We start from the raw sequence: 12,190 nt of genomic DNA on the forward strand, positions 1-12,190 counted from the left end.
ATCAGTCTTCCCACTGGAGGTCGTCCACGGCGTCGAGGATGCGGTCCACGCCGGGCAGGTAGTAGTGCTCGAGTTTCGGGGCCGGGTACGGGACGTCGAAGCCCGTCACCCTGCGGATCGGCGCCGCAAGGTAGTGGAAGCAGCGTTCCTGAACGCGGGCCACGATCTCGGAGGACACGGAGGCGAAGCCGTGTGCCTCGGCGATGACCACGGCCCGGCCGGTCTTCCGGACGGAGACGGCGACGGTTTCATCGTCGAACGGCACGATGGTGCGGATGTCGATGACTTCCAGGGAGCGGCCTTCCTCGGCCGCGGCGGCAGCGGCCGCGAGCGCCGTCGGCACGGACGGCCCGTACGCGATCAGCGTTGCGTCGGTGCCGGGACGGGCGACGGCTGCGCGGCCTTCCGTGGACGTCCCCCGTTCGGCGTTGGCTTCGTGTTCCCTGCGGAGCGCTTCGAGGTCCACCAGGTCTTTGGACCAGTAAAGCTTCTTCGGCTCCATGAACATCACAGGATCGTCGGAGGCGATGGCTTCGCGGAGCATGCGGTAGGCGTCTGCCACCGTGGCCGGGGTGTAGACCTTCAGGCCGGCGGTGTGGGCGTAGTAGGACTCGGACGAATCGCAGTGGTGCTCCACTCCCCCGATGCCGCCGGCATACGGGACGCGGATGACCATGGGCAGTTTGAGCGCGCCCTTGGTCCGGTTGTGCATCTTGGCCACGTGGCTGACGATCTGTTCGAATGCCGGGTACGCGAATGCGTCGAACTGCATCTCGATGACAGGGCGCATGCCGTTGATGGCCATGCCCACGGCCATTCCAACAATGCCGGACTCAGCCAGCGGCGTATCGAAGCAGCGCTGCTCGCCGAAGGTCTTGGTGAGGCCGTCGGTGATGCGGAAGACCCCGCCGAGCATGCCGACATCCTCGCCGAACACCAGCACGGACTTGTCGGCGTGCATGGCGTCGGCCATGGCGGTGTTGAGGGCCTTGGCCATGGTGACGGGCTGGGGGCCGGCTGCCTCGGCGGACGCCGCAGCAGTGGCGGCCGCCCTAGCAGTGGCGGAACTGACGTTACCGTTGGCCTCGGACGAAGTGGTGATGGTGGGGCTCATTCTGCGGCCTCCGTATCGGATGCAGCGCCGGCGCTGGCGTCGCGGGCGAGCTCGTCGGCGAGCAGGGCGGACTGTTCCTTCAGCTGTGGCGTCGGGGCGGTGAAGACGTGTTTGAAGAGATCCTGCGGATCCACGGGAACGTCCGCACTAAGGCCGTTGCGGAGCTGCGCGGCAACTGCTTCCGCTTTGTCCGCGATTCTGGACTCGCCGTCGTCGTCCAGCAGCCCCTTGTCCGTCAGGTACTTCTTCATCCGCGTCAGCGGATCGCGGGCCACCCACTGGGCCACCTCGCTGTCCTGGCGGTAGCGCGTGGCGTCGTCTGCGTTGGTGTGCGCCTGCATGCGGTAGGTGTGGGCCTCCACGAGGAGCGGCCCGGAGCCTTCGCGGGCGAGTTTTACGGCGCGGTCAAGAACCGCGAGGAGGGCAACGACGTCGTTCCCGTCCACGCGCTCTCCGGCCATGCCGTAGCCGACGGCCTTGTGGGCAAGCGACGGCGCAACGGACTGGTGGGCCAGCGGCACCGAGATTGCGTACTGGTTGTTCTGCACGAAGAAGATGACCGGGAGGTGGAAGACGGCGGCGAAGTTCAGGGCTTCGTGGAAGTCCCCCTCACTCGTGGCGCCGTCGCCGCACATGGCCAGGACGACCGTGTCCTCCCCGCGCAGTTTGGCGGCGTGCGCGACGCCGACGGCGTGCAGCAGCTGGGTGGTGAGCGGGGTGCACTGGATGCCGACCTTGTGCTCGGCAGGGTTGTAGCCGCTGTGCCAGTCGCCGCGGAAGAGTGTCATCGTCTGTACGGGGTCCACGCCGCGGGCCATGACGGCCACGGAGTCACGGTACGTGGGGAACATCCAGTCGCCCGCCGACAGGCACAGGGCGGCTGCGACCTGGCAGGCCTCCTGGCCGTGGCTGGAGGGATAGACGGCCATGCGGCCTTGGCGGACCAGTGCTGAGTTCTGGTCATTAACGCGGCGGCCGACGACAAGCTGCTCGTATGCGGCCAACAGTTCCTCGTCGCCAGGCAGGGGGTACTCATGCCCAGGCTCGGTGCCCTGTTCGGAGTGCGGCTTGAGGTTGCCGTCCTGGTCCACCATCTGGATCTGGTGGCGGGCCGGGAGCAAGTAGTCCTCAACAGTGATGCCGAACTTGCGCACGGCCTCGGCAACAGGGCCCTCTACGTGAAGGTCCTCATCTTGGTCCGGCATCTGCCGGTCCTGCGCTGCCCGGTCTCGGGCAGTGTGGTCCGCGGAGATCGTCATTGGTCCGTCCTTCTGTAGCCACTATTCGCTTTCAGTATCATCCCGGACGATGTTTCGTATCCAGCCTCAGCGCGAATCGTGGAGAAGTTTTAGATATTGCCCTACCCTGAAAGACAAATCGTAAGTGTGAGCTGGCTTACCGACGGGAGTAGTAGACAAATGGCAGAAGCCGAGCCTGGGCAGGCCGCGGTGCCGCTGGATGATGTGGACCGCAACATCATCGCGGAGTTGACACGGGACGGGCGGATGTCAGTGACGCAGGTGGCCGAGAACGTCCATATCTCGCGGGCGCACGCCTACACGCGGATCGCCAGGCTGACCGGAGAGGGCGTGCTGACCAAGTTCACGGCGCTGGTGGATCCGATCAAGGCCGGTCTGAAGTCCTCCGCCTACGTGACGCTCAAGGTGCGGCAGCATTCCTGGCGTGAGCTCCGGGAGCTCCTGCGGGCAATCCCGGAGGTGCACCACATCGCGCTGGTGGGCGGGGACTTCGACGTCATCCTGCTGGTGCGGGCCGTGGACAACGTGGACCTGCGCCGGGTGATCTTTGATCAGCTGCAGTCCATGCCCGGCGTGCTTGATACACAGACGTTTCTAGTGTTTGAGGATGTGGATACGCGGTAACTTCTGTCCGGTTGAAGATATTGTCCGATGATCGTGTGTTTGAATGGCAAACCTCTATACGCAGAAAAATCAACGGATGGGTTGCTGCCAGCAGCCAAGGAAGTGTGGCGAAAGATGTAACAGCCTTACATCACGCGCGATCGCGTCGGCGCGGAGCCTGGTGCCTTCATTCGTTGGGCGCGCCGTTGAAGGGGACTCAAATGTGTCGCCTCGGCTTCGAGATTCGAACCCAATTGCATCTGATTCTCGCTTGGCGCGCCCAAGAAGGCGTCCATCCGAATTATCACGAGCAGAAGTAAAGACATCAAGGCAGTCATGGGAGTAATCGTGATGACGCCGTAGCCGGTTTGCAGCGCACCGATGAAACCCAGCACCATGCCACCGGCTGCCACACTCCGCCACGATCCCATACGAATCATCACCATTGCGGCCCATACGCTTACGAGAAGCAGCATGAGGAAACCTGTTCCAGCCACCAGACCGGCCCGATACACACTGGCAAGGGGAGCATTCGCCACCATATTAACTGCGTATGACACGGCCGCATTTCGAAACTCTGGGCGTCCCCAGCCGAGACCCCATAACCAATCGTTGGTCATGATGGACGAAAATTGGTCCAGAGCTTCGAGACGGTCCACAGTCCCTATGTCCTGCTGACCGAAACTTGTCAACAGCCGTTGCCTCGTAACAGGTATCGCAAACACCAGCGCAGTGAATCCACCACTCGCAACCAGAATGCCCGCCCTCCGCCCGAGATTTTTCCGATTGAACACCACAAACACAATCAAAGTCGAAGCGAGCGCGAGCATTCCACCGCGACTGAGCGTTGCCACGAGCGCCGCGAGAAGTACACAGACTAGCCAAAACCGAGCGTGACCTTTGAAAAGTAAGAAAGCAAAAACAACCGCCACAAAAAAGAACATCGCTGCGATGTTGGGATCCACGAAACTGCCAGATAGTCTGGCAGCCACCCGTTCGCCATTTTGCAGAAAATAAGCCTGGCTGTCGTCCGCATTCCGCTGATATCCGATCGCACCCAAGAGGTTTAGAAGGAATGATCCGCCAGGAACGATACTGGCTAGGGCAAAGACCGCACCCGCGGCGGTCGAGACAACGAACGTTCGAGCTAGCCTGCGTATTTCATGTGCAGCGTGGCGAGCTAGAACTAAAACAAGACTGACTGCAATGGCCCATTTCCAAAACTCGATATCGTCGGCAAGGCCGAACTGTCCTCGAGTTGCGATGTACGCCAGGAAGCTTGCAAATAACAACCCGAAAATCGCTATGAGTCCAGGCTTCCAGACCTCTCCAGAGGCGGCTTTCGGGATCAATCCAATGGCGATAGATATCCAATAGATGACAGTCAAAAAGAGAATCAACTGAATCTGAAACCCAAATACTGGCAACGAGGAAAAAGGTGCGACGCCAAGGACGATCATTATGGTTCTGGCGATCAACATAGGTCGACGAAAAATGATGGCGACGGCAATAGGTCCGACGATAAGGGCGAAAGCCACCGCCCGCCACATCCCATCGGCTATGGCTACTACTCCCGATACTAGAATTACGACGGGAAGCAGAATAAGGAAATAGGGGTCTAGCCTATGCCGGCCAAGAAGCTTTTGATCGCTTGGCGGAACGTTGCTGCCCGATATGGATCGCCACATCGCGCCACCTCCTTTCGGTTCCATGATTGAAGTTCAAACTCATGCAACCCGCGGAGAATGCCGCGCGGTGAAGACTCATCGTAAAGAATTCCAGAAACACAATGCGTCACCGTGTCAAGCGCACCGCCGCCTCTGAAAGCAACTACCGGTGTACCGGTTGAGATGGCCTCTGTGGCCACCATGCCGAAATCATCCTCACTCGGCATTATGACCGCGGACGCCCGCCGAAAGATCTCCGCCAGAGCCTCCGAACTGGCTGGGCCGACGAACTTTACGTTGCGAGGCGCTCTTGCTTCCAAGGCATGCCGATCTCGCCCATCGCCGACGACTGTGAGCATTCGGCCCGGGGAGTCGGAAAATGCATCAATCAGAATTCCGAGCTTCTTATAGGGCTCGACGATCCGACCAGCCCAAACGTATTCCTTATGATCGGCCGTAGGTTCAAAAGACGGATAGAAGAAGTCCTCGACAGGGGGAGGAATGATTTCAGAGTCACGGCCATAGTAACTACGGATACGCGCTTGAACGGCCCTACTAGTCGATATGAAGTGGTCCGTGGAGCGAACAGAGTGGAGGTCAAGGCCGCGTACCAGAGGAGCAGCGCCGAATCGCCAGGCAGATCCGACGATTTTACCCATGGATCTGGAATACTCCTCCACCCCGCTCCATGCTTGGCGCAACGGTGAATGACAGTAGACAACCTTTGAACCCTCGCTTCTCAGCATGTGTGCGAAGCCATAGGAAGAGGCCAACAAATTTCCATGAACTCTTGAACGCATTAGGGCATTTAGCGCATGCATGACGGCTAAGGGCCGGTAATTTCCTTCATGGACCCAGCTAGGCGACAAGAATTCATGGCAGTCACCGATTCCCATCCGCTCAACAGTTTCAAAATTCCCAGCCAGGATTTTTACTTTCTCGGTTCCGACAGCGGTGTGCAACTGTGCGGTCACACGTTCAGCACCGCCGAAATGGAACGCAAAGTCATGGGAGATAGTCCAGGGAGAGTTCAATGTCCAACCAGCCAGTCATGAATAACAGTATGCGGAGCCTTTTCGGTCCAGCGATCGGCGTTTACTTGAAATAGAGCCGTCCCCGTTCGCCTGGCGAGTTGAGGATCCATCAACATGGCACGGGACGCCTCGACCAGACTGGCGTCATCGTCATGTTCATCCAGCGGTAGAACATCTCGCAATGACCCCAAGGCAGCCCGCGTCCCCAATACGGGGAGCCCAATTGAGGCCGCTTCGAGTACCTTCACGCGGACACCGCCACCAGTCTGTACTGGTGCAATCAGTGCCCGCGCACTGGATAACAGTCCATCCAGATCTGACACGAAATTCATGTCCTGAACATCAGGCGGCAGTCGCCTGGGCCGCGACCCCTTGGCGGGCTTACCGACGAGCACAAGTTGGGCATTGGGGATTCCCGCTGAGATAAGGGGCCACAATTTCAATGCGCGTTGGGCTGCGTCTTCGTTGGGTGGCCAAGTACGATCTCCGAGAAACACAAGGATCGGAGGCGTCAAGGAACGATCAATCGCCGCCTTGGGCGCGAGCGTCAAATTAAGCCAATAGGGTTTCGCTGCCGGTGAACTCAATGCTTCTTCTCGATCGAAGTAAGCGGTTGATCGCGCCAGCGTAGCAATGCGGTTTTCGTCATTGACAAGCCGGCGGTGTTCAAATTGCATGACTTTCGGTCGGGTATTTTTCCAAACATCGGCTTCAGATACGTGACTATTGACCAACAGGGATTCCCGAGCTTCACTCGGCCTCGCGGTAAGGAATGATTCAGCCATGTAGGCGTGCTCCGCGACGAACCGGTCTGCTTTTGATTCTGCAATAACTCTCGCAAGTCCTGGCGTCTCAAAACGACAGTGAATCAGGCTCTTCTGAGTTTGCATACTTCTAACTAACAATCCAACATTGTTCAGCGGCGGCTTTGGTGTACGCCTGATGCCGTCACTGCTGATCTGAAAGTTGGAGCTCAAAGCTATGCCCCCGACTGCGAAGCTTTCCCGCGCCAGAGACATTACGAGCTTAGTCATGGCGACGTCACCACCATGTTCAGTTGCGGGATCCTTGGATAATAGAAAGTCCACTCTCAATTAACGCCACTTCCCTTACCTACGAGTTCCAGCTCCACCGTCTCGCAATAGCTGTCCAAAATCTGCATTTCTTCGTCTGCAACTGCAGGCATCAAACATGCCTCGACAATCTTCGAGCCAAATGAAAGATATTGAGCACCAAGGGATTCTTCGTCCAACACAGAACATTGAGGAAGCATAGATAGGGCTTCACGTACCTTGTGCGAGCGACTGACAGCGACGACGCGACTGCCGGCTATGGCACCCAATACGCCGGCGTGCAACCTATATCCGCCGACCACGCTTGCTTCTTGTAAGACAGCGTAGAGCTCCCGATAGTTTTCCGGGTGGCTCACAGAGACACGGTTCGATGCAAGCGACCGCTGGATCGAGCACAGGGACCGGTAATCATCAAGAGCTGGCACCGCGCTGGTCTGCATAGCAATAAGCACGACGTCCTTATCGGTTTTCTGCAAAACCTCTGCTACGGCGACTCGAATGACTTCTTCACGAGTCGATCTGAACGATTCATTTTCGATTGCGATCGTGAACACCACAAGTTGTCTTGGTGCCGAGAGGCTTGCAGCGGGCAGGTGACGTCGTGCCAACCATCCGATGTCCGGAATCACCTGTGCAGTGCCACCTATGCGTTCAATATTCGTCTTAGATGGCCGGTCCCTAACGGAAACGGACCGAGCCAGGCCTAACGCGACACGGGCCAACATAGCTCCGAGCCTTGTCTTGAAGCCCTCTACGCCGATCCCAACGAATGAGTGCTCTATCCCCTTCAGGCGGAGCGCAACGGCCAGAGACGCAAAATGCATCAAGAAACCGTGCCCAAAATGATCGTTAAGAAGACCTCCTCCCACGATGAGGAGCCGGTCCCGCCTACGCAAATTCGCGACTATGGCTCGTCGTCCATGAACCGAGTCTTTGGCGAAAGGAAAAAACTCACCAGCGAACACCTTGGGGCGCAGACCCGCAGACTCAAGTGACCTACGGGCGAGATCGCCCAGCATATCGTCCCCAAGATTCCCATTTCCATAGGCACCCAACAACCACACGGTCCCAGCATTCTTCTTCATACGATTTCCCTGGTTCTTGAGCCGATATATGCAGAGACATTCTTGTGCGCTCTTAAATAGACAAGACATAGAAGAGCCTCGCTAATGACTGCAGCCACGGCGGCACCAATGCTGCCTTGCGACACGAAGACAAGCACCAAGCAGAAATCCACCAGCGTTGTGGCAACGGTCGCCAACGTGCGTGTCATGTCCTTCCGCGCCACTGTTAGAGCAACAGTACATACATGATTTATCGCTCTGAGGACTACGAATAGGGACAAGACGGTCAGAGTCGGGCCGAGAGGGTCCATCATCCCCAGCCAGATCAACAGAAGGCCGCTGAACAGCACGACGGAACCTATACCAATGGCTGGGGGGACAACGCGCACCAGACGCGCGCCCGGCCCCCCTGCCCGCAACTCTTTAACATGAGTGTTCGCGTGATTCAGAAATAATCCGGCTGCAGACCACGCGATAAGCGAGGCAATCGAATAGGTCCCCGCCGCTTCCTCGCCAGCCACGACCCCGAGGACCAATACGTCACCTTGCGCGTATCCGGCGCCAGCCAGCGCCCCGAAGCTGAGCAGGATCGATTCTCGGGCCTTCCCGGGCAACCGCGGGAGGGCAAAGCCATATCGCAGAGCGGCAATGAGAATTGCACCCATATATGCTCCGGCATAGAGAAGCGAGGCCATTTCGACACTTGGATCCGCTGCCATGACCAGGTACGCGCCGCCAACAGCAATGCTTAGAGCTTGTCTAACAAGATCCAAAAGCATCACTCGGTCTACTAAACCACCACGAACTGAGTGCGACTTAAGCGCATTCAATGCTATTTCTCCGCCGGCTATCACTATAGCGAACCCAATAATATAGTTGAGTTGAATCAGGCTTAAGCCGGCCAGAACCAAGCACACGCTAAAAGACGTGCGCACGCGTCGCTCACGTTCAAAAGCACGCTCGGAGATTCGAATCGATCTGACAAGAAACGGATTGTCAATTACGCCGACAAATATTCCGGAGGCCGCAAAAGCCATGGCGTATCGACCGTAATCGCCCACATCCAGTTGGGCTACCACCACGACTGTCCAGCCCAAGCCCAAGAAGCGTCCAAGATACATCCAGCCGGAGGCCCATAGGGCGGTTAATATCTTGGACTCACGCCGGAGATTTCGAAGCAACTTTTCCCCAACGTTCCCTGAAAGGCGTCACGGCTTCGGCCAGTGACCGAGCAGCTTGCAACAGAGTTGCTTGTTCCCCAAGGAGTCTCAGAGTAGCGTCGTCGGTTACAGTACTGAATGTGAGCTCTGACAAGAGCTGGACATCGTTCGGCGCGGTGACGAGCCCACCATCTCGCGAAGCCTCCGATAACGTGCCCGACTCGGACGCAACAACCGGAGTTCCGTACGCAAAGGCCCTAGCAGCCACGCCGGAGACCGAAAGGATTTCGCCGTATCGGCTCGTGTTTGCGTACGGCAAAAGTATGGCCCTCACCGAGTTGAAGAAGTCATCCTCGGCCGCGGCATCGACGCCGCCCAAGATGGTCACTCCAGGTACAGGGGCCAACTTCTCCGTACCCCGGCCGGCAACAATAATGTCAACTTGGTCCGGAAGAACCTTCCGAAGCTCTACGAGTCTGTCGAAGCCCTTGCCTTTGTAGGCATGACCAAAGAGTCCAATGGCCAGCGGCCGCTGTTCGACTGGCGTTGATTTCGGTCGCGAAGGCACGTAGTGCCGGGCACTGAGTACTTCACAGCCTGGAAACTTTTGCTGCAATCCGGTCTTACCCAGATCACTAAGAGCAATAAGTACCGTATTCTTCAACACCCGTCGCTCGAGAGCCGCGCTCAGCCTACGCAACGGGAAGTGCAGCCCATGATTAATCCATCTGTTCTTGGCGATCAGTTGTGACCTAAAAGGCCACCAAACGCTAAAGGGCGGATCGTGGACTGTGGCCGTCGTGAGTGATCCCCTTTGCCCGGCCAATAACCAGAAGGGGGCTAAGGAACCAGCAGACAGTTCAAAGTGAAGAACGACTGGTCGTCCGTCGCCTCTCACTTGCTTCAAAACCTGCTTGAGACGTAGGCGGTCCTTTATCAGGTCAAGGATCCCCACCTGCCCAGGGCCACCGGTGCGAATTTCGTGGAAGCTCTGGAAGCCTTTAGCCGCCTCCGATACGAAGTCTTCAGCGTAGTCACCGACTCCACCTGAGTTCCCGCGTGGTGCAACGACTACAAGCGTCGCAGGAATCTGTTCAAGATCGTGGTTGGTGTCATCCTGTGTAGATATCACGGTCACCCTAATAAAATAGCGGCCGGTAGGCTGGATCATAATCGAGTTCGGCCTCTCGATGACCAACCTTCTGAGCTGGATTTCCCACCACGATTTCCTGAGAGAGCACGTCTTTCCGGACCAAGGAGCAGGCGCCGACGACCGCTCGGTCACCAATGGAGACACCCGGAAGTACCGTCACACGACTCGCGAGCCATACATAGGAACCGATGTCCACCGGCTTCATGTATGCAGCGAAGCTCGGAGAGTGGACCTCGTGCGCGGCGGTGATGATTTGTGTATCGCTTGCAATGACGGTCCTGTCGCCGATGACCAGCCCGCCGCGTGAGTCCAGCATGCAACGGAATCCTACCGAGACGCTGTCTCCTACCTCCAGACGGTCCGCCGCAAGCACAGTTGTCCCACGAAAGATCGATGTCGACTGGCCAATCTTCGCTCCAGCTAATCGTAGGACTGATAGGCGCACGGTATGGGACGGAAAGTGCGTGAAAAGGAGGTTGTAGGCCACCTCCATCAATCTTCTGAGCTTTCTGACTGCAACCTTAGGCATGGTGAACCCTTTCAAGCACTGCTGGCTTTCGACATCATCGAACCAGCCGAAGCGGTATTAGCTAATTTGAGCGGAAGCGCTGAGGTGCACGTTCGCTGCCGGGCAGCATAAGTTCCCCAAATTGTGAGGACTGGAGATGGGCTTTATCGGACAAACGCCTGCCTCCAGGGGAACGTCCATCGTGCTGGCTCAACTGAGGCTCTGTCTGGCGAACCTCCTTACGGCTTTCGTACCGGTAGTAGCCGCCATATGCGTAGGCATCAGGACCCTTGGCAGGGATCCGGTTCAAAACTAGTCCAAGTACTTCAGCTTCAACCATTTCGAGGGCCGTGAGCGACTTTTCAAGTTCCGCCTGGCGGACGCCCTGCATCCCAACGACGAGGACGACGCCGCCGACCAGCTGAGAGAGCACCGCTCCGTCAGTCACGGGAAGTAGCGGCGGTGCGTCAATTATGACGGCGTCAAATGTCGCCTCCAACCTCTCCAGTAGTCGACGCATCTGATCTGAGCCCAAGAGCTCACTCGGATTTGGCGGAATCTGACCGGAAGTTAGAACGTAAAGATCATGCGCTCCCCAGCTTTGCAGGAGGTCCTCGACCTCAGCCTGACCAATAAGCGCGGTAGTAAGCCCCACCGTCCTATCAAGTCCCAGGTAGTCTCCCACCATGGGCCGCCTCAGGTCTGCATCTATCAACACGACAGACTGCCCCGACTGCGCCATTGATATGGCCAAGTTCGTAGCGGTTGTGCTCTTACCCTCGCCTGGAAGCGACGAAGTGATGAGCACGGTCTTGCTCTTATTGCTTATATGGGCAAACTGGAGGTTCGTACGCAACTGACGAAAGGACTCAGCTCGTGGACTCAGCGCTTCGACGTGGGTGATAAGAGGCTTCTTAACGGCGTCTGCATCGAAGGTGATGCCTCCGAGGATAGGAGTTGAGGTTACGTTGCGTACATCGACTTCACCGCGGATTTTATTGTCCAAGATGGTTCTGAGTACTGAAGCGGCAATACCTGAGACAAGTCCGATAGCCAAGCCCAAGATCAGATTCAGTTTAGTGTTGGGCGATGTCGGCGCGTCAGGTGCTGTTGCTGGAGTGACGACGGAAAGTCGCACTGGAGATTGCCCGCCATTCTGCGGCTTTTCTAGGCTGTCAACAGCTTTCACCAAGCTGTCTGCCACAGCGGCGGCGATTGCGGCGGATTGCACCGGTGAGTTGTCATTGACCGAAATCGTAATGAGCACAGTATTGAGGTCAGAGCTGGCCTTTATTTCATTAGCCAGTTCGATCGCTGTCATGTTCAACCCGAGCTTTTCAATTACGGGGTCGAGAACGGCTGGCGTCGTCACTGTTTTGACGTAAGACTGAACGCGCGCCTGGCTGAACGTGTTCCCCTGCTGTAGCTCGGTTACACTGCCAGAACTCTGGATGGCAACAAAAAGTTGGGTCGTCGATGAATAGCTTGGTTTTGCCAGAAGGGACGCCGTTCCGCCAGCTATCAAGCCGGCGAGAGCCAGCACCACGATCATGAT

Annotated in this window: 11 protein-coding genes; 1 reads left to right on the forward strand and 10 read right to left on the reverse strand. The window is 57.5% G+C overall.

Annotated elements, in window-relative coordinates:
• Nucleotide 1: 1 nt before the first annotated feature.
• Both AC5RUM_RS10200 and pdhA read right to left on the reverse strand, forming a co-directional pair.
• Entirely contained in the window at nt 2-1,114 is a 1,113-nt protein-coding gene (locus tag AC5RUM_RS10200) for an alpha-ketoacid dehydrogenase subunit beta (RefSeq protein WP_494034810.1), read from the reverse strand.
• Nucleotides 1,111-2,373: a pyruvate dehydrogenase (acetyl-transferring) E1 component subunit alpha gene (gene pdhA, locus AC5RUM_RS10205; protein WP_494034811.1), complete on the reverse strand. Its 1,263-nt coding sequence runs from the start codon at nt 2,371-2,373 to the stop codon at nt 1,111-1,113. Before pdhA ends, AC5RUM_RS10200 begins: the two co-directional genes overlap by 4 nt.
• A 159-nt stretch (nt 2,374-2,532) precedes the next feature.
• On the opposite strand from pdhA, the gene AC5RUM_RS10210 reads away from it, so the two are divergent.
• Nucleotides 2,533-2,997 (forward strand): Lrp/AsnC family transcriptional regulator, encoded by a 465-nt coding sequence (locus AC5RUM_RS10210; protein ID WP_494034812.1) that lies wholly within the window; start codon nt 2,533-2,535, stop codon nt 2,995-2,997.
• 125 nt (nt 2,998-3,122) lie between these two features.
• On the opposite strand, the gene AC5RUM_RS10215 is transcribed toward AC5RUM_RS10210, so the two are convergent.
• The 8 genes from AC5RUM_RS10215 to AC5RUM_RS10250 form a co-directional block, all read right to left on the reverse strand.
• Nucleotides 3,123-4,514 carry an O-antigen ligase family protein gene (locus AC5RUM_RS10215; protein WP_494034813.1) on the reverse strand — a complete coding sequence of 464 codons (1,392 nt, stop codon included), beginning with the start codon at nt 4,512-4,514 and terminating at the stop codon, nt 3,123-3,125.
• A gap of 80 nt (nt 4,515-4,594) precedes the next feature.
• Nucleotides 4,595-5,617: a glycosyltransferase gene (locus AC5RUM_RS10220; protein WP_494034814.1), complete on the reverse strand. Its 1,023-nt coding sequence runs from the start codon at nt 5,615-5,617 to the stop codon at nt 4,595-4,597.
• A gap of 56 nt (nt 5,618-5,673) precedes the next feature.
• Complete coding sequence (locus AC5RUM_RS10225; RefSeq protein ID WP_494034815.1) at nt 5,674-6,711, reverse strand: glycosyltransferase family 4 protein; 1,038 nt, start codon at nt 6,709-6,711, stop codon at nt 5,674-5,676.
• A 56-nt stretch (nt 6,712-6,767) separates the two neighbouring features.
• The gene (locus AC5RUM_RS10230; protein WP_494034816.1) at nt 6,768-7,835 is read right to left on the reverse strand and encodes a polysaccharide pyruvyl transferase family protein; all 1,068 of its coding nucleotides are present in this window, start codon (nt 7,833-7,835) and stop codon (nt 6,768-6,770) included.
• Complete coding sequence (locus tag AC5RUM_RS10235) at nt 7,832-8,893, reverse strand: lipopolysaccharide biosynthesis protein (protein ID WP_494034817.1); 1,062 nt, start codon at nt 8,891-8,893, stop codon at nt 7,832-7,834. The genes AC5RUM_RS10230 and AC5RUM_RS10235 overlap by 4 nt, the downstream gene beginning before the upstream one ends.
• 79 nt (nt 8,894-8,972) lie before the next feature.
• Nucleotides 8,973-10,112, reverse strand: a complete 1,140-nt coding sequence (locus tag AC5RUM_RS10240) for a glycosyltransferase (RefSeq protein WP_494034818.1) — start codon at nt 10,110-10,112, stop codon at nt 8,973-8,975.
• Between the two features lies 1 nt (nt 10,113).
• Nucleotides 10,114-10,443, reverse strand: a complete 330-nt coding sequence (locus AC5RUM_RS10245) for an acyltransferase (RefSeq protein WP_494034819.1) — start codon at nt 10,441-10,443, stop codon at nt 10,114-10,116.
• 274 nt (nt 10,444-10,717) lie between these two features.
• Nucleotides 10,718-12,187 (reverse strand): tyrosine-protein kinase domain-containing protein, encoded by a 1,470-nt coding sequence (locus tag AC5RUM_RS10250; RefSeq protein ID WP_494034820.1) that lies wholly within the window; start codon nt 12,185-12,187, stop codon nt 10,718-10,720.
• Nucleotides 12,188-12,190 lie beyond the last annotated feature (3 nt).

Source organism: Arthrobacter sp. B2060 (genome assembly GCF_059090445.1).